This window comes from Rhodoluna miladensis (SeqCode) (genome assembly GCF_965234705.1).
Classification (GTDB): domain Bacteria; phylum Actinomycetota; class Actinomycetes; order Actinomycetales; family Microbacteriaceae; genus Rhodoluna; species Rhodoluna miladensis.
In genome coordinates, this window is sequence record NZ_OZ248465.1 from 705805 (window position 1) to 727026 (window position 21222).

22 protein-coding genes are annotated in these 21222 nt (G+C 50.0%); all 22 read right to left on the reverse strand.

Annotated elements, in window-relative coordinates; all coding sequences use genetic code 11:
• Positions 1-16: 16 nt before the first annotated feature.
• Positions 17-577 carry a guanylate kinase gene (gene gmk / locus AC8GDC_RS03510; protein ID WP_506557293.1) on the reverse strand — a complete coding sequence of 187 codons (561 nt, stop codon included), beginning with the start codon at positions 575-577 and terminating at the stop codon, positions 17-19.
• The gene (pyrF, locus tag AC8GDC_RS03515) at positions 574-1401 is read right to left on the reverse strand and encodes an orotidine-5'-phosphate decarboxylase (RefSeq protein WP_506557294.1); all 828 of its coding nucleotides are present in this window, start codon (positions 1399-1401) and stop codon (positions 574-576) included. Before pyrF ends, gmk begins: the two co-directional genes overlap by 4 nt.
• On the reverse strand, positions 1394-4693 hold the full coding sequence (gene carB / locus AC8GDC_RS03520) for a carbamoyl-phosphate synthase large subunit (RefSeq protein ID WP_506557295.1): 3300 nt from the start codon (positions 4691-4693) through the stop codon (positions 1394-1396). The genes pyrF and carB overlap by 8 nt, the downstream gene beginning before the upstream one ends.
• Positions 4693-5835 (reverse strand): glutamine-hydrolyzing carbamoyl-phosphate synthase small subunit, encoded by a 1143-nt coding sequence (gene carA, locus AC8GDC_RS03525; protein WP_506557296.1) that lies wholly within the window; start codon positions 5833-5835, stop codon positions 4693-4695. Before carA ends, carB begins: the two co-directional genes overlap by 1 nt.
• Positions 5835-6314: a PH-like domain-containing protein gene (locus AC8GDC_RS03530; RefSeq protein WP_506557297.1), complete on the reverse strand. Its 480-nt coding sequence runs from the start codon at positions 6312-6314 to the stop codon at positions 5835-5837. The genes carA and AC8GDC_RS03530 overlap by 1 nt, the downstream gene beginning before the upstream one ends.
• Entirely contained in the window at positions 6314-7609 is a 1296-nt protein-coding gene (locus AC8GDC_RS03535; RefSeq protein ID WP_506557298.1) for a dihydroorotase, read from the reverse strand. Before AC8GDC_RS03535 ends, AC8GDC_RS03530 begins: the two co-directional genes overlap by 1 nt.
• Positions 7609-8550, reverse strand: coding sequence for an aspartate carbamoyltransferase catalytic subunit (locus tag AC8GDC_RS03540; protein WP_506557299.1), 942 nt, complete (start codon positions 8548-8550; stop codon positions 7609-7611). The genes AC8GDC_RS03535 and AC8GDC_RS03540 overlap by 1 nt, the downstream gene beginning before the upstream one ends.
• Positions 8547-9077, reverse strand: a complete 531-nt coding sequence (gene pyrR, locus AC8GDC_RS03545) for a bifunctional pyr operon transcriptional regulator/uracil phosphoribosyltransferase PyrR (RefSeq protein WP_506557300.1) — start codon at positions 9075-9077, stop codon at positions 8547-8549. The genes AC8GDC_RS03540 and pyrR overlap by 4 nt, the downstream gene beginning before the upstream one ends.
• A gap of 71 nt (positions 9078-9148) precedes the next feature.
• Positions 9149-9541, reverse strand: coding sequence for a transcription antitermination factor NusB (gene nusB / locus AC8GDC_RS03550; RefSeq protein WP_506557301.1), 393 nt, complete (start codon positions 9539-9541; stop codon positions 9149-9151).
• Between the two features lie 30 nt (positions 9542-9571).
• Positions 9572-10135, reverse strand: coding sequence for an elongation factor P (gene efp / locus AC8GDC_RS03555; protein ID WP_506557302.1), 564 nt, complete (start codon positions 10133-10135; stop codon positions 9572-9574).
• Positions 10136-10195: 60 nt separating this feature from the next.
• Positions 10196-10630: a type II 3-dehydroquinate dehydratase gene (gene aroQ / locus AC8GDC_RS03560; protein WP_506557303.1), complete on the reverse strand. Its 435-nt coding sequence runs from the start codon at positions 10628-10630 to the stop codon at positions 10196-10198.
• Positions 10631-10639: 9 nt separating this feature from the next.
• Entirely contained in the window at positions 10640-11662 is a 1023-nt protein-coding gene (gene aroB / locus AC8GDC_RS03565; protein WP_506558464.1) for a 3-dehydroquinate synthase, read from the reverse strand.
• Positions 11663-11708: 46 nt separating this feature from the next.
• Positions 11709-12176 carry a shikimate kinase gene (locus AC8GDC_RS03570; protein WP_506557304.1) on the reverse strand — a complete coding sequence of 156 codons (468 nt, stop codon included), beginning with the start codon at positions 12174-12176 and terminating at the stop codon, positions 11709-11711.
• 29 nt (positions 12177-12205) lie between these two features.
• On the reverse strand, positions 12206-13399 hold the full coding sequence (gene aroC, locus AC8GDC_RS03575; RefSeq protein WP_506557305.1) for a chorismate synthase: 1194 nt from the start codon (positions 13397-13399) through the stop codon (positions 12206-12208).
• A gap of 35 nt (positions 13400-13434) precedes the next feature.
• On the reverse strand, positions 13435-14256 hold the full coding sequence (locus tag AC8GDC_RS03580) for a shikimate dehydrogenase family protein (protein ID WP_506557306.1): 822 nt from the start codon (positions 14254-14256) through the stop codon (positions 13435-13437).
• Positions 14246-15280 carry an endolytic transglycosylase MltG gene (gene mltG / locus AC8GDC_RS03585; RefSeq protein ID WP_506557307.1) on the reverse strand — a complete coding sequence of 345 codons (1035 nt, stop codon included), beginning with the start codon at positions 15278-15280 and terminating at the stop codon, positions 14246-14248. The genes AC8GDC_RS03580 and mltG overlap by 11 nt, the downstream gene beginning before the upstream one ends.
• 25 nt (positions 15281-15305) lie before the next feature.
• The gene (ruvX, locus tag AC8GDC_RS03590; protein ID WP_506557308.1) at positions 15306-15773 is read right to left on the reverse strand and encodes a Holliday junction resolvase RuvX; all 468 of its coding nucleotides are present in this window, start codon (positions 15771-15773) and stop codon (positions 15306-15308) included.
• Positions 15774-18431 (reverse strand): alanine--tRNA ligase, encoded by a 2658-nt coding sequence (alaS, locus tag AC8GDC_RS03595; protein WP_506557309.1) that lies wholly within the window; start codon positions 18429-18431, stop codon positions 15774-15776. It lies immediately after the preceding gene.
• A gap of 9 nt (positions 18432-18440) precedes the next feature.
• On the reverse strand, positions 18441-18713 hold the full coding sequence (locus AC8GDC_RS03600) for a hypothetical protein (protein WP_506557310.1): 273 nt from the start codon (positions 18711-18713) through the stop codon (positions 18441-18443).
• 4 nt (positions 18714-18717) lie between these two features.
• Positions 18718-19068, reverse strand: a complete 351-nt coding sequence (locus AC8GDC_RS03605) for a DUF948 domain-containing protein (protein ID WP_506557311.1) — start codon at positions 19066-19068, stop codon at positions 18718-18720.
• 26 nt (positions 19069-19094) lie between these two features.
• The gene (gene rpsD / locus AC8GDC_RS03610) at positions 19095-19724 is read right to left on the reverse strand and encodes a 30S ribosomal protein S4 (protein ID WP_506557312.1); all 630 of its coding nucleotides are present in this window, start codon (positions 19722-19724) and stop codon (positions 19095-19097) included.
• Between the two features lie 168 nt (positions 19725-19892).
• Complete coding sequence (locus AC8GDC_RS03615) at positions 19893-21161, reverse strand: replication-associated recombination protein A (protein WP_506557313.1); 1269 nt, start codon at positions 21159-21161, stop codon at positions 19893-19895.
• Positions 21162-21222 lie beyond the last annotated feature (61 nt).

Genomic DNA, 21222 nt, shown 5'->3' on the forward strand with positions numbered 1-21222 from the left:
GGCAACTTTCCTGTGATTATGTTGTTTGCACTAAGTCTACGACTTCTTGGGCGCATCTGGCCACCTCGTCATTGACGACTGAATAATCAAACTCGGAAGCCTGATCAAGCTCGGTTCTAGCCGTTTCAAGGCGAATTTGCTTGTCCTGTTCAGACTCGGTCCCCCTTTTGTCAAGCCTTGCCCGCAGCTCTTCGAAGCTTGGAGGCTTTACGAAAACCAGTAAAGCCTCCGGGAAACTCTCTCTGACCTGAAAAGCCCCCTGGACGTCAATCTCAAGGATCACATTGAATCCGTTAGCTAATCCCTGCTCTACAGGTTCCCGTGGAGTGCCATAGTAGTGTCTGCCATGAACAGTTGCCCACTCAAGCATTTGACCAGAATCTGCGCGAATCTTGAATGCCTCCTCGGTTAGAAAGACATAGGAGATGCCATCAACTTCTCCCTCGCGTGGAGACCTAGTGGTTGCAGAAACAGAGAGCATAAAACCTTCAAAGTTTGTGACTATGTGCGATGCGAGAGTGCCCTTTCCAACCGCGGAGGGACCTGCCATAACAATTAGCTTGCCAGCTGGTTTCATGCCCGCAACCCTACCTCAAGATCAGCTTTGGCTTTCGAAACTCTAGAAGAAAGACCATCAAGCGAAGAACCCGCAACCAAACGAGAGACATTGCAGATCGCCGTATCTGCGTAGCCAGAAAGCAAAGAACGTGCCTCCATCAGAGAAGCTCCTTGTGCTCCAAAGCCAGGAACTAGAACCGGAATTTTCAAGCTGTCTGAAAAATCCAACCCAAGATCCACATCGTTCACTGTTGCACCAACAACTACCCCAATTGAACCAAGGCCCGCACCACTGTACTGATCCGCAAAATCCAACACACTTCTTGCAACAGTTCTACCGTCGCGCATAGCTGACTGAAGTGTCGGGGCTTCAGGATTTGAGGTTGCTGCTAGCAGAAACAATCCACGATCATTCTCAAGAGCGACAATTGCTGTTTCGGCAAGAGAATCAGAACCCAGGTATGGCGAAACAGTCAGTGCATCACAAGCAAACGCAGCTTCACGTGATAACCACGCTGTTGCGTAGCCAGACATTGTTGATCCAATGTCTCCCCGTTTAGCATCCGCTATCACAACAAGGTCGCGGGTTTTGGCATCGGCAATTAGATCCGAAAGGTGACTAAAACCTTCTGGTCCAAATTGTTCAAAGAATCCAACCTGGAATTTCACTATTCCTACATTGTCTTGAGCCGCATCAAGCATCGAAAAACTGAAGGACTTGGCGCCTTCGGCCGAAGTCGGTAATCCCCATGAACGCAGCTGATCAATACTTGGATCGATCCCGATGCACAGTTGACCCTTCTGCTCAAAGGTTTTCAACAATCTTTGACCGAAGCTAGACACCGAGTGCCGCTTTCCGGTCGGCTGCGTGTTCTTGAAGTGATTTGACTTCAAAGGGGCCAGCGATGACCACTTCGAAAGAACCAATCGCGCAGCTTAGTTGGGCCAAGGTTGTAAAAATTGGTTTGTCGGCTGCAGTTGTAGCTGCACGGATTTCGTAACCATCCTTACGTGCTGAAGACCCGGTGGGTGTGTTCACAACCACATCAACTTCTCCGGCCGTTATAAGTTCAACGATTGTTGGACCTTCCGTTGCCGATGAACCTTGGCTGTGCTTACGGACCTCTTTAGCCTTGATGCCGTGGCGCTGAAGAATTTGAGCGGTTCCAGCAGTTGCAAGGATTTCATAGCCCAATTGCTCCAGTCTTCGTACCGGAAGCAACATTTGAGGTTTATCCCTGTCTGCCACTGAAATAAAAATGCGCCCGCTGGTTGGAAGAGAACTTCCTGCCGCCGCCTGAGATTTAGCAAACGCTTTCGGGAAGTTGACATCAATCCCCATTACCTCACCGGTGGAGCGCATCTCCGGACCAAGTAATGAATCAACGTATCTTCCGTCGGGGGTAGCGAACCTCTTGAACGGCAACACTGCCTCCTTGACTGCAATTGGAGAATTGGCCGGGATGTAAGTTCCATCAAGCGCAGGCAAATGCCCCTCCACTCTCAGCTGTGCAATTGAATTCCCAACCATGACTAGAGCAGCCGCTTTAGCAAGAGTGATTCCAAGAGCTTTCGATACAAATGGAACTGTTCTTGACGCCCGGGGATTTGCCTCGAGAACGTAAAGCACATCCGCGGCGATTGCAAATTGCACGTTGAGTAGGCCTACTACCCCAAGGCCCTTGGCAATCTTCTCAGTAGCGTCTCTTACTCGAGCAATCTGAGATTCACTAAGGGTGATTGGTGGCAACGTACAACTCGAGTCACCAGAATGAATTCCAGCTTCTTCGATGTGTTCCATTACACCGCCAACATAAAGCTCTAGTCCGTCATAAAGGGCATCGATGTCGATCTCTATGGCATCGTCGAGGAATCGGTCAACCAGCAAAGGATGTTCAGGGCCAACTATCGCCTGGTCTTCTATTCTGCGGAAGTAGTCGTCCATTCCTTCGGATTCATAGACAATCTCCATTCCCCTACCGCCAAGGACGAACGAAGGGCGAACGAGAACTGGGAAGCCGATTCGCTCGGCAATTACTTTTGCGTCAATCAAGTTGGTAGCTGTACCGTTTGCAGGTGCTAAGAGATTCGCCTGATCCAGAATCTTCGTGAAAGAACCTCTCTCCTCTGCTAAGTCGATTGCGTCCGGTGTGGTGCCAAGAATTGGCACACCAGCTTTGGAAAGTCCTTGAGCTAGCCCAAGGGCCGTCTGACCGCCAAGTTGAACAATCACACCGACAATCTCGCCTGAGGCAGACTCGGCGTGAATAACTTCAAGCACGTCCTCCAAAGTCAGCGGTTCGAAATAAAGCCTGTCGGAGGTGTCGTAGTCGGTTGACACTGTTTCAGGGTTGCAGTTGATCATGATGGTTTCGTAGCCGGCGTCGGAGAGTGCAAATGAGGCGTGCACGCAGGAGTAATCAAATTCGACACCCTGTCCAATTCGGTTTGGGCCTGAGCCTAGGATGATCACCTTCTTGCGGTCTGAAGGAACTACCTCTGTCTCGGTTTCATAGGTCGAGTAGTGATATGGCGTGAGTGCTGGAAACTCCCCTGCACAGGTATCGACGGTCTTGAAGACGGGCCGCAATCCAAGTTTGTGGCGGAGGGAACGAACATCAGTTTCTGCTAGGTGTCGCAACTCACCAATCTGGTGGTCACTAAACCCATGCATTTTCGCAAGCTTTAGTACTTCGGGCGTTAAATCCCCTGCTTCTCGAATAGTGATGGCGACTTCGTTGATAAGGACTATCTGGTCAATAAACCATGGATCGATCATGGTTGCTTCAAACACCTGCTTTGGAGTAGCTCCTCGTAAAAGCGCCTGTTGAACATTGACAATTCGGCCGTCGGTGGGCTTCTTAATGATTTCAAGCAGATCACCGACCGGAGTGACGTTAGTGTTCCAGTGAAAAGACGAGCCCCGTTTTTCTAAAGATCTAAGTGATTTCTGAAGCGCCTGCGAGAAGGTTCTTCCGATGGCCATCGCCTCTCCAACGGATTTCATAGTGGTAGTAAGGGTGGAATCAGCTGCCGGGAATTTCTCGAAAGCAAATCTTGGAACCTTAACCACTACATAGTCCAGGGTTGGCTCGAAACTTGCGGGTGTCACCTTTGTGATGTCATTAGGAATCTCATCCAAGGTGTATCCAATAGCTAGCTTGGCGGCAATTTTTGCAATTGGGAAACCTGTTGCTTTAGAAGCCAAAGCTGATGATCTGCTTACTCGAGGGTTCATCTCGATAACAATCACTCGTCCAGTTACCGGATCAACGGCAAACTGAATGTTGCAACCGCCGGTGTCAACACCTACGTCCCTAATAATCTGAATAGAAATATCCCTCAGGTTCTGGTACTCGCGGTCGGTCAGTGTCAGAGCAGGCGCTACGGTAATCGAATCTCCGGTGTGGACGCCTACAGGGTCAAAGTTCTCAATCGAACAAACAACAACGGCGTTGTCGTTTCGATCCCTCATGAGCTCAAGCTCATATTCCTTCCAACCTAAAATTGACTCCTCAAGAAGTACCTCCGTTGTAGGTGAGGCTTGGAGCCCAGCGCCAGCTATCCGAATCAACTGCTTCTCGTCGTAAGCAAAACCGGAACCAAGGCCTCCCATTGTGAAACTAGGACGAACCACAACCGGGTAGCCGAGCTTCTTGGCGCCAGCCAGAACATCGTCCATGTTGTGAGCGATCACGGATTTTGCGACATCGGCCCCGGCATCAAGAACTAACTGCTTGAACGACTGTCTATCCTCGCCGGCCCTGATTGCAGCAATGTTTGCTCCGATTAGTTCGACGTTGTACTTCTCAAGGATCCCAAGCTCATGCAATTCCATTGCAGCATTGAGTGCGGTCTGACCTCCGAGAGTTGGCAAGATTGCGTCTGGCTTTTCCTTGGCAATGATTGCTTCGATAACTTGAGCGGTGATCGGTTCAACGTAAGTAGCATCTGCAAAATCAGGGTCAGTCATGATGGTGGCTGGATTTGAGTTCACGAGGATAACTCGAATTCCTTCGGCACGAAGTACGCGACAAGCTTGGGTGCCTGAGTAATCAAACTCACAAGCTTGACCAATGACAATCGGACCTGAACCAATAACCAGGACGCTCTTTAGGTCTTCTCTGCGCGGCATTAGTTGTCCCCGCGAGACTTGATCATTTCAACTAAGCGATCAAACAAATAGGAGGAATCGTGAGGCCCGGCAGCGGCCTCCGGGTGGTACTGCACAGAAAATGCGGGCACATCAATGCACTCCAGGCCTTCAACACAGTCATCGTTTAGGTTTACATGCGAGACTCGAACCTTTCCAAACCCGGCAGGGGAACTAACTATTTCGCCAGCTTCTCCCCCCGGAACACTAACGGCAAAACCGTGATTGTGTGCGGTTACCTCAACTCGACCAGTTGTGCGATCAAGAATGGGTTGATTTATACCACGATGCCCAAAAGCTAGCTTGTAGGTATCAAAACCCAGGGCTCTTCCAAGCAATTGATTGCCAAAGCAGATTCCAAAAAATGGAATACGCCTTTCAAGTACTTCTTTGAGAAGTTTCACTTGATCGGCCGAAGCGCTAGGGTCTCCTGGTCCATTTGAGAAAAACACCGCATCCGGTTTTGTGGCAAGCAGAGTTTCTAGACTTGTAAGTGCAGGCAAAACTGTGACAACCAGACCTCTTTTAATCATGTGTTCGATTGTCGAGCGCTTTATACCAAGATCAAGAATCGAGACTCGGCCCACGAACTGTCCCATGTGTGGGACTTCATAGGCATCAGGTGTAGTGACAACCGAACTTAGAGATTGCCCCTTCATCTCCGGCGCCTCACAGACAATCTCAACAAGTCTTTCCACAGTTTGCTCGGACCTTGGGCCGGAGAAAATACCAGCCCGCATTGCCCCACGTGAGCGAATGTGTCGAGTCAGTGCTCTGGTGTCGATACCTGAAATACCAACGACGAAGTTATCTTCAAGTTCTTCATCTAGAGATCTCTCGGACCGGTGGTTGGAAACTACCCTCGAAGGTTCCCTCACTACATAACCGCTAACCCAAATACGGTTAGATTCCTCGTCTCGAGTGTTTACTCCCGTGATTCCAATGTGTGGTGCGGTCTGCACAACTATCTGTCCGGCGTAGCTTGGATCGGTAATTGTCTCCTGGTACCCAGTCATTCCGGTTGCGAAGACAATTTCACCTAGGGTTTGCCCTTCGGCACCATAGGCAAACCCCTCGAAAATCATGCCGTCTTCCAAAACCAGCTTCGCTGTAGTGGTAGTCATCACGCTCCCACTAAGGGCTTAAGGGCTTCAAGTGCTTCCGAACGAAGTTCAGAGCTTACAAATCTAAAGTGAGTTTGCAGTTCCACTGCTCCGAGCCTCCATTTGATTACAACCAGGCCTTCTTTTTCTACAGCCCGGTCGATAACGGCAGAACCCAGCGAAACTTCAATTACGTCTGCTGTTGGAATTAGGAATCCAAACTCACCAACTCTTGAAACTTCCACTCCGGCTCCGGTCACCGCTAGACGTGCATGCCCGCGATGGGCTAGCCTATGCGCAATCACCCGTTCAAGCGGTCGCTCTGAGAAAGTTGTTGCTACATAAAAACAATTGGTGGCAGCAAAGGAGCTTTCAATTCCTACCGGCACTTCCAGCAAAAGCGCTTGAACAGCCGTGCGACGCCGCCAGGTAATGAGCGCGGTAATGGCGAAAAGGCTAAAGAGTCCTAGAGCAATCAGGCCCACTTGGTATGTCTCCATTAGATCCCTGCCCTCTGAACAATCGAAAAATCCCTGTAGCTAAATTCTCCGTTATAAATCGTGTGCCGAACTCTCCCCTGCATCTTGAGGCCCGCGAACGGGTTATTCTCGCTCATGCTGAGTGTTTGCGGTTTAGGATCCCAAGAGTCTTTCGGGTCTACAAGAGTCAGGTTAGCTGCACTACCCGGGGAAAGATATTTGCCTTGCTGATCCAAACCGCTAATGGTTGCGGCGTTTGAAGACATCACCGCTCCAAGTCGCTCGAAGTTTGACTTTCCTGAGTCAATCAGAACCTGTTGAGCCACCGAGTAAGCCGTTTCCAATCCAACCATTCCAAAAGCAGCACTAGCCCAATCGGTATCCTTGGATTCCTTTGGATGGGGTGCATGGTCAGTTGCAATGACATCGATGGTTCCGTCAATGAGACCTTCTCTGAGTGCTTCAACGTCGGCAGTTGTTCTGAGAGGCGGATTGACCTTGTAAAGAGGGTCATAGCCAGAAGCTAGATCCTCCGTTAGCAACAGGTGATGGGGTGTGACTTCGGCGCTTACGTTTATCCCACGCGCTTTGGCCTGGCGAATCAATTCAACTGAGCCCGCGGTCGAAACATGACAAACGTGCAGCCTTGATGAAGTGAGTTCGGTGAGCATCAAATCGCGAGCAATGATTGCTTCTTCTGCAACCTTGGGCCAGCCACCGAGGCCGAGTTTTGTAGCCAAGGGTCCCTCATTCATCTGGGCGTTTACAGTCAGTCTCGGTTCCTGAGCATGCTGTGCAACAACTCCGTCGAAGGCCTTGACGTACTCCAGAGCCCTTCTCATAAGTGCAGGATCGTGAACACAGTTTCCATCATCGCTAAACATTCTCACGCGTGCTTTTGATTGGGCCATCGCTCCAAGCTCCGCTAACTGCTCACCTTTGAGTCCCACAGTCACGGCACCGATTGGCTGAACAAAAACCAGCCCGGCATCTTCACCGAGTCTTGCTATCTGCTCGACAACTCCGGCGGTGTCTGCCACCGGAAAAGTGTTCGCCATTGCGTGAATTGCTGTGTATCCACCAGCTGCTGCAGAACGAGAACCAGAAGCAACAGTCTCACTCTGTTCAAAGCCTGGCTCCCTTAGATGCGTGTGTAGGTCCACAAAGCCTGGCAAAACTACCAATCCCTTGCAGTCGATTTCTTCATGCTTAATCCCGGTGGATACTTTACCCACAACAAGACCACCTTCGATGACAACATCACGCACTTCACCATTTGTGGTTGTTGCGTTTTGCAGCAGATAGTTCCCGCTCATCAGTTCACCTCTCCAGAAAGTAGCGTAAAGAGAACAGCCATGCGCACAGCTACTCCATTTCGAACTTGATTTAACACCATTGAGTTCTTGCTATCGGCACTCGCCGCATCAATCTCAAGACCCCGATTCATGGGCCCAGGATGAAGGATCTGGGTTTTCTCACCGAGCTTAGAAAGCCGAGATTTGTTCAATCCCCAGATTCTTGCGTATTCACGCTCAGTTGGGAAAAATGAGGCGCTCATTCTTTCCTGCTGAACTCGCAACATCATTACTACATCCGGATTTACCGACTTGATTGCATCGTCGAGTAAGAAGTGAACTCGGTCACTTGCCACAAGTGAAGCTGGCGCAAGAGTTGCAGGACCACAGACGTGTACCTCTGCACCCAAAGTTGCTAGCAGTATTAGGTTGGACCTGGCTACTCTGGAGTGCGAAAGATCGCCAACTATCAATACTTTGATTCCTGCTAGATCTGCACCCCTTGAATTTTCAAATGCTCCTTGACGGATAGTCATGGCATCGAGCAGAGCCTGTGTTGGGTGTTCGTGGGATCCATCGCCAGCGTTCACAATTGCAGAGCCCACCCAATCCGTGTGCGCAAGCCTATGTGCGGAACCGCTTGAGGAATGACGAAGAACTATCGCATCAGCAGCCATAGCCTCGAGAGTCTGGGCAGTGTCTTTTAGGGATTCTCCTTTGGAAACCGATGAACCTTTCGCAGCAAAATTGATTACATCTGCCGAGAGCCTCTTGGCTGCCAGCTCGAAAGAAATTCGAGTCCTGGTTGAATCCTCAAAAAAGAGATTCACTACGGTCTTTCCCCGCAGGGTTGGTAATTTCTTTATTTCTCGTTCGTTGACATCCGACATATCTTCAGCGAGGTCAAGCAATTTGATTGCCTGGTCCTTGTCTAGGTCGGCGGCAGAAAGCAGGTGTCTCATGATTCGATCACCACTTCGTCCACACCGTCTGATTCTGAGAGTTTGACTGAAATGTGTTCCTTAGAAGAAGTTGGAAGATTCTTACCGACGAAATCAGCCCTTATGGGAAGTTGTCTGTGTCCGCGATCCACCAGCACCGCCAGCATGACTGCTTTGGGTCTGCCGTGATCATTCAAGGCGTCGAGTGCGGCTCGCACAGTGCGACCACTGAAAAGAACGTCGTCAACTAAGACAATTGACTTGCCAGAAACTCCTCCTGCGGGAACAGAAGTGATCCCAGGTCCACGAGTTGGCTGTTTTGCAAGGTCGTCTCTGTAGAGAGTGATATCTAGAGAACCAAGTTCGATCTCAACACCGGAGTGCTTCTTGATTACCTCAACGAGACGGTTTGCGATAAACACACCGCGGGTTGGTATTCCGAGCAAGACTAAATTCTCAAGACCTTGATTTGCCTCGACTATTTCATGAGATATGCGGGTAATGGCCCGAGAGATGTCATCGGCGCTCAAGACGGTGCGTTTTGTCAACGCCCACCTCCTTCTCCGCCTCACAGGACGGTAGTTAAAGGATGATTCTTGGAAAGCTTAGCAGTATCCGGCTATTTTGCGGTCTTGGTTCCGGAAATTGCGGCAAGTAATCCATTCACAAAAAGACCCGACTCCTCAGTGGAGTACTCCTTGGCAAGCTCAACGGCTTCAGCAATGGCAACGGGGTCAGGGACCTCATCGTTGAACAGTATTTCCCAAACAGCAACCCTAAGAATGGCCCTATCCACAGCTGGCATGCGATCAATTGACCACTTGTGTGAAAAAGAGGCAATTCGATCATCGATGTCGGCGTGGGAGCTGATGATGCCTTCCACAATCTGGCGGGCGTAACCGACAATCTCACCTTGATTCTGTCTGTCCTCTTGTGTGCTAGCCGTGACATCAAGAAGCTCAAGCGGATTCTGCTTACGCATGTCAGCGGCGAAGATGGCATCTAGTGCCATCTTTCGGGATTTAGTTCTGGAACTCACAAGCTAGTCGGTGACGCGGCCGAGATACTCGCCGGTTCTAGTGTCGACTCGGACCTTGACGTTTTGCTCAATAAACAATGGAACCTGAATTTGAAGACCGGTTTCAACCGTTGCTGGCTTGGTTCCGCCGCTTGATCGATCCCCTTGAAGACCAGGCTCGGTGTAAGTGATCTCTAAGACAACAGATGCCGGCAGTTCAACGTAGATTGGGTTGCCTTCATATACAGCTACAACGGCTCCCTGGTTTTCTAAAAGGTAATCCTTGGCATCGCCTACTACTTCTTGCGACAAAGTCATCTGTTCGTAGTTTTGGTTGTCCATGAAGACGAATCCGGAGCCATCGTTATAGAGGTAGTTCATTTCGCGCTTGTCTACGCTGGCGGTTTCAACTTTCACACCCGCATTGAATGTACGCTCAACAACCTTGCCAGTGAGGACGTTCTTTAGCTTTGAACGGACAAAAGCTGGGCCTTTACCTGGCTTTACGTGCTGAAACTCGATTACAGTCCAAAGTTGTCCATCAATGTTGAGGACCAGTCCGTTTTTTAGATCGTTTGAGGTTGCCATAAGTCGTGCTTACTCTGATTTCTTTTGTCTCGTTTATTGGAATTACTTGATTCTAGCGTCTTAGCCTGCAAGCTGCCGAAGAGCAAGCTTGTAAGAGTCGAACCCAAAACCAGCAATAACGCCGGTTGCTGAAGCTGAAATGACACTCTTGTGTCGGAATTCTTCTCTGGCGTGTGGGTTTGAGATGTGCACTTCAATCAGTTTTGCGCCGGTGGAGGTATGAGCCTTGCAGGCATCAGCCAATGCGTACGAGTAGTGAGTGAAAGCAGCTGGGTTGATAACAATGTCATGCTTGGCATCGGTAGCTTTATGAACAGCCGCGATAAGTTCGGATTCTGAATCGCTTTGCAAAAACTCCAGGGAAATAGATAGCGTCTCAGCTAGCTTGGTAAGCTCCTTGGTCAGAGAATCCAAATTCATCTCACCGTAGATTTCAGGCTCTCTGGAACCCAGCCTTTGCAGGTTTGGGCCGTTTAGGACAACTACGCTTTTCATTTCTCTAGCCTACTGAGCTATCTCTTGAAAAGCAGCGAAGAGAATTTCCTCGGTTGGGGCATGCATGATTGTTGGCTTAGCAATCTCATCGAGCACGACAAAGCGCAGGTTTCCACCCCGAGATTTCTTGTCAATTTGCATGTTTGCAAGCAGCTGAGGCCACTTCTCTGCTGGGTAGCTAACCGGAAGCCCCAGCTTTACCAAAAGGTCTCTATGGCGCGCGACCGCTTCGATAGAAAGCCTCCCATTCAGGTGAGCAAGTTCTGCGACGAACACCATTCCGATTGAAATTGCTGCCCCATGTCTCCACTTATACCGCTCGGCTAGTTCGATGGCATGTCCTAACGTGTGGCCGTAGTTCAAGATCTCCCGTAAACCAGATTCCTTGAAATCAACCGCCACTACGTCGGCCTTGACCTGAATGCTGCGCCGCACAAGTTCCTCAAACGCTCCAGTGGCTGGGTCAACGGCCTGTTCAAAGTTCGACTCAATAAGGTTCAGAATTTCTGGATCGCTTATGAATCCGCACTTAACAACTTCGGCGAAGCCTGCAAGCAATTCGTTCTTTGGCAACGTGTTCAATGTTTCTAAATCAACAATCACGGCAGTCGGGGAATGAAAAACTCCAACTAGGTTCTTACCCTCAGTGGTATTGACGCCGGTCTTTCCGCCAACAGCCGCATCAACCATTGCCAGCAGGGTTGTTGGTATTTGGACGATACCTACTCCCCGCAGCCAAGTTGCTGCGACAAACCCTGCGAGATCGGTAATGGTTCCGCCACCGAAACCAATAACCATGTCGGTTCTGGAGAATTCGGATTTTCCTAAGATGCCCCAACAAAATGCTGCGACCTCGATGCGTTTAGCCTCTTCGTTGTCCGGGACTCCCGCCAACAACACTTCGAAGCCCGCAGCTATCAAGAAATCTCTTAGTTCCTCCGCACTTACGGCAAGTCCAACCGGATGCACAACAAGTACCTTCTTTGCTCCCTTTAGGTGCTCTGGTACTTGATCCAAAAGTGAGCGACCCATGACAACCGGGTAAGGTTTCTCGGCTCCGACAACAATTCTCGATATTTCAGGCACGAGCTTTCACCAACTCAACAATTTCTGACACCACTGTGTTCAAGGACTTTGAACTGGTCTCGATCTCTACAGAAGCAACTTGTTCGTAAAGCGGCTTGCGTTCTTGATAGATGCGCTTCCAATCAGCAATTCCGTTTTTGAGCAAAGGGCGTCGCCCGGCCAAAAGTCGCGATGCCATGTGACGCCCATTAGTTGAAAGGTAAATCACGAAAGAATCCCTGAGTGCTAAACGGTTACTTTCTTGGGTGACCACTCCACCTCCGGTAGCCACAACAGAACCAGTTGATAGAGCTGCCAGCAGAAATTCGTGCTCAAGGGCTCTAAAGTGCTGTTCACCGGATTTTTCAAAGATCTTGGCAATTGAGCCGTGCTGCTTCACTATTTCTTTGTCAGTATCGACGAACGAGAGTCCAAGCTGCTTAGCGAGCTTTTTACCTATTGTGGTTTTCCCAACACCCATGGGACCTACCAATACCACTGGGGTATTCATCAGCTCTCAAATGACTTAAGAACAGCAGGGATGCTATCCAAGAAAGACTGCATGTTGCGCTTAGTTTCAGCAACTGAGTCTCCCCCGAACTTTTCAAGAACTGCATTCGCAATAACCAAGGACACCATGGCCTCGGCAACAATTCCCGCAGCAGGCACTGCACAAACATCTGATCTTTGGTGATGAGCCTTGGTGGCTTCGCCAGTTGAAACATCTATGGTTGCAAGAGCTTTAGGCACCGTAGAGATTGGTTTCATCCCGGTTCGAACGCGAAGTATTTCTCCGGTAGACATTCCACCTTCGATTCCACCTGCACGTCCAGATGTGCGATGGACAACTCCTGAAGCATCCTTTTCGATTTCGTCGTGCGCTAAAGAACCACGTCGACGGGTGGTTTCAAAACCATCCCCAACTTCAACGCCCTTGATTGCCTGAATACCCATCAAGGCGCCAGCAAGTTGAGAGTCCAACCTTCGGTCCCAGTGAACATAAGACCCGATGCCAGGAGGTAATCCGTAGACCAAAGTCTCAACTACTCCCCCAAGAGTGTCGCCGGCTTTATGACAATCCTCGATCTCGGCGACCATGGCCGCAGAGACCGAACTGGAATAGCAACGAACAGGATCCTCGTCCAAAGCGTTAACGTCACTTGGTTTCGGCAAAGAAAGCTCAGTGTTTGAAATCGGACCGATGGCAACAGTGTGGGTGACTAACTCGATACCCAGTGATTTCAAGAATCTAGCCGCTACTTCACCTAGAGCAACACGGGCCGCCGTCTCCCTTGCACTGGCTCTCTCGAGTACGGGACGAGCATCTAAGAACCCATACTTTTGCATACCGGTGAAATCGGCATGTCCAGGTCTTGGTCTAGTGAGTGCTTCGGCCCTGGCGCCTTCAAGTTCCGATTCGTTCACTGGGTCGGCGGACATGATTTTCTCCCATTTCGGCCACTCCGTGTTCTGGATGGTAATGGCTACAGGGCCGCCCTGGGTAATTCCGTGACGAACACCGCCTGAGAGATTTACCTCATCGAGTTCAAATTTCATTCTTGCGCCGCGACCGAATCCAAGACGCCGTCTAGCAAGCGCATTCTGGACATCACTGGTTGTGACAGGAACTCCGGCAGGCAAACCTTCTAAAATCGCGACAAGTTCAGGTCCATGGGACTCTCCAGCGGTTAACCAGCGCAACATAACTCAATTCTGGCATAGACCGCCATTAGAGTGCCCTATTTTGAAGAAACAGCTGCCTTCATCACTGAATAAAGAGCACTTCGGTCAATTTCGCCAATACTTCCATTAGCTGAAGCAAAGAGCTGAACTTGCTCAATTGCCTGCCAGATAAGCATTTCAATTCCAGAAATAACAGTCGAAGGGTTCCAGGCCAATCCTGCCTTCGACGGCCACGGGTTGTATGCCACGTCAAAAAGCGTGCCTGATCTTGAATTGCCGCTGCGCTGAATCTCTTCCCAAAGTTCTGCATAAGAACCTGCTGGCACCAAAGACATGACTAAATCGGCGGACATGAGAGCCTGCACTGTTGCAGGCTTTATTGAAACGTTTAGTCCCAATGTCTGTCCAAATACTTCCAGTGCAACTCCGGCATCTTGATTACGGCTGATTAGATGCACTTGCGTTTTTGGAAAGAGTTTAGAAAGAGCCACCATTCCGGATCGAGCTGTTGCTCCAGATCCGATTACTACTGTGACTCTGGGTTCGGAAACAATGGATAAAGCCTCGCAAATACCGTAGACGTCGGTGTTAAACCCGCGCCATCCACTGGCAGATCTCACAAGAGTGTTTGATACACCGGTAGTCAGAGAATCTTCATCGTGGCTTACGGCAAGATCGAATGCCTCATGTTTGAGTGGCATAGTCACGGATACACCGCCTAGATCGGATGAACTGAGAAAGTTTCTTAGTCCCCCGGCAGGAACTTCATTTTTCCCGTAGGCAAAATCAAGCCCCAGGTGTTTATTGGCAGCCGTGTGCAAAACGGGTGACAAAGATTGCTCAATTGGTGAGCCAACCACACAGAAACTAGTTGTCATACCAACCTGGGTTTTCTTTTTCCCATTGCCGCAGCAACACAACATAACCCTCATGCTCAGCAAGCGTTCTTGAAAACTTTGTCTCGCCGGATTCGAGATTAATTGTTACGAAGAATAACCAATCTCCATCAGCAGGTGACAGGGTTGCTTCCAGAGCAAGAGCACCGGGAGATGCAATTGGTCCAGGAGGTAGTCCCTTTATTAGGTATGTGTTGTATCCATGCTCTAACTGTTCCGCCTTGGAAGCCTCCGACATGTCTTTACCGCTGTAGCTGTAGCTGATTGTCGGATCTGTTTCTAGCCGCATGTCGATCTCGAGTCGATTGGCAAACACGCGAGACACTTTGAAGAAATCTGGTTCAAGTTTGGCCTCGCGCTGAACTATCGACGCTAATGTCACGACCGAATGCCAATCCTTTTCGGCCACTCCAAGGCGTTCGAGCTCCTCCTTCATACGCGAAACCATTGTTTGAAGGATGTCGGTTGCACTGGCTTCAGTGTCGAAACTATAGGTAGCTGGAAATAGATAACCTTCGATCGTTAGTGCTTCCGACGGGATACCAAAGCTAGCTAAGTCTTTTGCAACCGATCGAAACTCATCGGCTGGAATACCTGAGATACTTGCTAGTTCGTCAAAGATCTGCACCGCTCGATAACCCTCTGGGATAGTCACTTTGTAGGTCATGGCATTAGAAGAATTATAAAGAACGCTTAGCGCAGCTTCATTGCTCATCTCGAATCGCATCATGAAGCTACCGGGATAGAAAACTGCGTTGTTCTCAATGAGGTGTCTATAGAAGCTGTCAAAGTCTCTGATTACTCCCGCATCAAGAAGTTTCTGAGTGATGATTAATCCATCCTCGCCAGCTTCGATGCGGACAACAACTTCACCTTCTCCGGGGCCTTCAAAATCTAGAGTCGTGAGCTTTAGGTACTGGGCTCTAAGCGTGTCGTAGTTCAATGCGACAACGGTTGCTCCAACCAAACCAACACTTAGGACTAGTGCCGAAAGAGTGAAGAACAACCTTCGCCGCCTTGGGACATAAGCCCTAGTCATTTAGTCCCCGGACTCTCAAACCGGCAGGTTTCCCGGACTTTTTGGAAACATTCAAAGCTTGCTCCAAAATCTCAACTGCGCTTGCACTGTCTATCAAGTCCTTGGCAGCTTTAGCATTCAAGCCGTTGAGTCGAAGCTTGGAGGATGCGGTCACAGTAGTAAGTCTCTCATCCACTAAGCGCACAGGCACGGAAGTCAGTTCCGCTAGTTGCAAAGCGAACTGCCTTGCATCTTGTGTGGATGCAGTTTCTTCGCCAGAAAGAGAAAGCGGATCGCCAACATAGACCTCAATAACTCCATTGTCGGAAATCAAGCTGAGAATCTCCTGGAGTGTTTCTGTCAGCAGTTTCGATCGGATTAGCGCTGGTAGCGGAGTCGAAAGGATGGAGTCCGGGTCGCTAACTGCTAACCCGATTCGCACTGTCCCAACATCAATGGCTAGGCGAGAACCTCTGTCCATTTAGTTTTTGATGGAATTCTCAATTGCAGCAAAAGCGTCAGCAAGCTTGCTTACCTCTGGACCGCCACCTTGCGCGATGTCATCTTTGCCACCACCACCGCCACCTAGAATCGCTGAGGCCACTTTCACAAGATTGCCGCTGCTGATTCCAGCTTCACGAGCCTTCTTGGTAGTTGCAACAATCAGAATGATCTTGTCTCCCGAAATACCAGCAATCGCAGCGACCGCGGAGTCAGATTCCAGCTTGTCCCTCAGCGCTGAAGCAAGTTCTCTAACCTGGTCAGCTGAATCAACTGCTCCGATGTTTTCAAGTATTACTTTTGCTCCACCAATTTGCTTGGCAGATTGGGCAAGCTCCGGAAGTTTGCTCTTTAGTTGTTCCATCGAAAGTGAAGCCAATTTGCGTTGGGCGGCGCGAAGCTCGTCAACTGTGGTTTGAATCTTCTCGGCCAGCTGTTCGCGAGGCACTTTGAGAGATTCGGTCAAAGCTGCTACCAGTGCGCGCTCGGCAGCAAGTGCTTGAAACGCTTCGAAGCCCACATATGCTTCTAGCCTTCGAGAGCCGGACCCTACGGAAGCTTCACCGATGATGGAAACTAAGCCAACTTGTGAGCTTCTAGAAACGTGAGTTCCACCACATAGCTCTCTTGACCAAGGTCCGCCAATCTGGATTACTCGAACACTCTCGTCGTAGGTTTCACCAAATAGAGCTACTGCTCCGAAATCTTTTGCCTCTTTCACGCTCATGAATTGGGCGCTAACAGCAAGATCCTGACGGATAGCTAGGTTCGTCACTTCTTCGATTTCTGTTCTTGTCGCCTGAGACAAAGCCTCACTCCAAGAAAAATCCAAACGCATGTAGCCAGGCTTGTTATAAGAACCTGATTGCAAAGCTTGTGGGCCAAGTACTTGACGAAGTGCGGCATGTACAACGTGGGTGGCTGAGTGTGCTTGAGCTGCGCCGAGTCTCCACTCAGGTGAAACTTCGGTTGAAACCTTTGAGCCGACTGCGACCGAGCCGCGCTTAACAACGACGGAATGTGAAACAAGTCCTTTGACAGGCTTTTGCACATCAAGAACTTCTAGAGACAGACCATCTCCAGTAATAAAGCCAGAGTCACTGTCCTGACCACCGGACTCGGCATAGAAGCTTGTCTCATCCAGCAATACTTCAGCGACGTCGCCTTCTTTGAGCTCCTTGACAACAAGCCCATCACGAATAAGACCAATGACCTTTGCTCCAGATACAAGCTCCTCGTAACCGGTGAACTTTGTGACTCCAAGAGAGCGGAACTCACCATAGACAGAAAGATCAGCGTTGGTGGATCGTTTCTGCTTGGCATCGTCCTTGGCGCGTTGGCGCTGAACATTCATCAAAGACGTGAACTTGTCTCTGTCAATTTCTAAACCAGCTTCTTGAGCGATCTCGAAGGTTAGATCTACTGGAAAACCATATGTGTCATGCAACAAAAACACGCTGTCGCCTGTGAGAGCTGAGGCCTTTGAGGCTTTGGCCTTGGCGATTTCCTCATCCAGAACCAAGAGGCCGGAGTTTAGGGTTCGTAGGAAAGCTTCTTCTTCGTTTACAGCAGTTCGAAGTATCCGCTCGAAATCTGTCTCCAGCTCGGGATAGCTTGCTTTCATAGCGTCTTTAGATGCGGTAAACAATTCTTTGAAAACCGGAGTCTCTACGCCAAGCAATCGCATAGCTCGGACAGCTCTTCTCAAAAGGCGTCTTACAACGTAGCCACGAGCATCATTAGCAGGCGTGACACCATCGCCAATAAGCATTAGTGCAGAACGAACGTGATCAGCTACAACACGAAGGCGAACATCATCATCTGAATCAGCGCCGTAAGTCTTGCCCGAGAGTTTCGCCGCCAAATCAAGCACTGGTCGCACTTCATCGATTTCATATAAGTTGTCAACGCCTTGCATTAAAAATGCAACACGCTCAAGTCCCATGCCCGTGTCAATGTTCTTTGAAGGCAGTTCACCCAGAATTTCAAAGCTGTCTTTACCGGTTCCCTGTCCACGCTCAAACTGCATGAACACCAGGTTCCAAATCTCGATGTATCGGTTCTCGTCGGCTTCAGGGCCACCTTCTGAACCGTAGGCCGGGCCGCGGTCGTAGTAGATCTCTGAGCAAGGACCTGCAGGTCCCGGCTGACCAGTTGACCAGTAGTTGTCCGCCATGCCGCGCTTTTGAATACGCTCGATCGGAACATTTGCCACATCGCGCCAAATCTTGATTGATTCGTCATCGTCCTGGTAAACGGTTACCCAAAGCAATTCAGGATCTAGCTCTAGTCCACCCTTTGCTTTGCTGGATGTTAGAAACTCCCACGCGTAGGCGATTGCTTCTTTCTTGAAGTAATCACCGAATGAGAAATTGCCATTCATCTGGAAGAAGGTTCCGTGACGGGTGGTCTTACCTACTTCTTCAATGTCCAGTGTGCGAACACATTTTTGAACACTGGTTGCTCTCTTGTAGGGAGCTGGCACGAGACCGGTCATGTAGGGAATGAATGGAACCATTCCTGCCACAGTGAACATCAGAGTTGGATCTTCAGAGATTAGAGACGCGGAGGGCACAATCTCGTGATCCTTGCTGGCGAAATAGTCGAGCCAGCGCCGACGAATCTCGGCGGTCTTCAATTTAAACCCTTACTTACCAGCAGGCTTGGATTTTGGTCCGGTCTTCTTTGAAGCAGCGGACTTAGATCTGGCAGCGGTGGTCTTTGCAGCTGCCGGCTTGCGCTTCGGCTTCGAAAGTTCTGCCTCACGCTCCTGGAATCCCTCAAGTACTGCATCGCGAAACTCAGAAACAGAAGCCTTGGCTTCCTCGTAGGCCTTACGAGCAGCAGGGTTCTCTTCAATCTGTCGCGCAGCAACAGCACCAATAGCTATGCCAGCAATGAACCAAACTAGTTTCTTCATATCTCTACTTCTTCTTCTTTCCGAGTAGGTTGCTTAATACTCCACCGTATCCAGCAAGCTTGGCAAGAGTTCCGCCCATGGATGCAGTGAAGGAACTAACAAGAGATGACAGGTTTGTTGTGACTGATGAGACATCTGTCGTGATCGAATCAATCTTCTTGAGCTGACGGTTAGTCTCCTCAAGGGTTACAGTCAGTTCAGAAACCAACGGAGTGAGCTCTTCAGTCATCAAAGAAACTGAATCTGCACTCTTGTCGAGTAGCTTTCCAAGCTTCAGGATAGGAACTGCAAGGAAGAGCACCAGCAAGACGAATCCACCCGCAGCAATTAAGCTTGCGATTTCAGATCCTGACATGGTGCCCTCCTTGTCTAATTCTTTAACTATCGAGCCGCGTAGTACTCAACCACAAGCTGAACTTCACAAGTGACTGGGACTTCGGCTCGAAGTGGACGGCGCTCTAGAGTGACGTGAAGCTTCTCGAGCTCAACGCTCAAGTAGCCAGGAAGTGGAGGAAGCACGTCAACGTGTCCACCAGCTGCTGCTACCTGGAACGGCTCAGTCTTCTCGCTCTTCGCGTGCACGTGAACCAGCTGACCTGGCTTTACGCGGAACGAAGGGCGGTCCACTCGCTGTCCATCAACCAAAATGTGGCGGTGAACAACTAGCTGACGGGACTGCGCGATTGTGCGAGCAAATCCAGCACGCAAGATGATTGCGTCAAGACGCATCTCTAGAAGCTCTACTAGGTTCTCACCGGTTAGACCAGGTGCGCGCTTAGCTTCTTCGAAGGTCTTTTTCAGCTGAGCTTCGCGAATTCCGTACTGCGCCCTTAGACGCTGCTTCTCACGAAGACGAACGGCGAAGTCGCTGTCTGCCTTGCGCTTGGTGCGACCGTGCTCACCTGGAGCATAGGGACGCTTTTCTAAATACTTGGCTGCTTTTGGGGTTAGTGCGATCCCGAGTGCGCGTGACAGACGGGTCTTACTGCGAGTACGCGATGTCTTAGACACTGCTTCCTTTCAAGTTATTCCAACAAAAAGTAAAAGCAATAGAGGAATGCCTTCTTGTTGCCGAGAAAGGTCTGCTAAATGACACTCGCTATTTGGACAACCCCTCGCAGCCGCGCTAAGGGTTCAAATTGGCAACCTTGAAAGTTTAGCACCGGCTAGTTGGCCTCATCAAGCCTTTTTGCCCCGAATAATGGCTCGAAGAGCTTCCAGTCGCTCAGCAAATGGGCGTTCCTGGCCAAAAGGCTTTGGTTTGTAATACTCCCTGGTCTCGGCGAGGTACTGCTGCTGCACAACCGCGTTTACGTCATCATGGGGATACACATAGCTCTTATCGGAACCTACTCTGGCCGAGGCAGAGCTTCGAAGATACAAAGGAATGGCAGGGGTGAACCCAGCTCGAACATCTTCTATTGCTGAATTGATCGCCAAATAGGCTGAATTGGACTTTGGCGCAAGCGCTAAGTAAATGCTCACTTGGCTAAGTGCAATCCTTGCTTCCGGCATTCCAATTGCTGCAACTGTGTCAAAAGCAGCAACCGCTAAAGTAAGGGCACCCGAGTCTGCCAGGCCAATATCTTCTGAGGCCAAGATCATCAAGCGCCTAGCGATGAATCTTGGGTCCTCTCCCCCTTCAAGCATCCGAGCCAGATAATGCAGCGCAGCGTCAGGGTCCGAGCCTCGAATGGATTTTATGAATGCGCTAATAGTGTCGTAGTGCTGCTCGCCCTCCCTGTCGTATCTCACCAGGGCGGTTTCCAGAGCAGCTAAAACATCCTCAAGTGAAATCTCTGCCGGTTCGACACTTGTAAATTCAAGAGCTCTTGAGGCTGAAGCGTCAAGCACCGTCAGCGCTCTTCTTGCGTCGCCTCCTGCGATCTGGCAAATGCGATCGACTGCATCAGCTGAAACCGTCACCTTGCCGCTGAGCCCTGCCGGGTCCAGAAGAGCTTTCCTCACCAGATTCTCAATATCCGATTCATCAAGCGGTTCAAGTTTGACTACCAGTGAGCGTGATAAAAGAGGCGCATTCACGGAAAACGAAGGATTTTCCGTAGTGGCAGCAATCAGAATTATCCAACCTGCTTCTACTGCCGGTAACAACGCATCCTGCTGGGCTTTTGAGAACCGGTGAATCTCATCGAGAAAAACAATGGTTGCCACCGAGTAAAGCTCCTGGTCGAGTCGAGCTTTTTCTATTACTTCGCGAAGTTCTTTGACCCCGGTGGAAACTGCCGAAAGCTCAACGAATCTTCGCCCCGAAGTGTTTGCAACCGCCTTAGCAATCGTTGTTTTCCCAGTACCCGGCGGTCCCCAAATAACCACCGAAGTGCTTGGAGGAGTTTGACCCTCAGGTTTTCTGGCCAGCATCGAAAGTGGAGACCCCTGAGCAAGGGCTTTGTTCTGCCCCACAACCTCTTCAAGCGTTCGTGGCCTCATTCGAGCAGCCAAGGGCCCACTAGCGCTGAAGAGGGAATCGTTCATTTCTCAAGAGTATAAG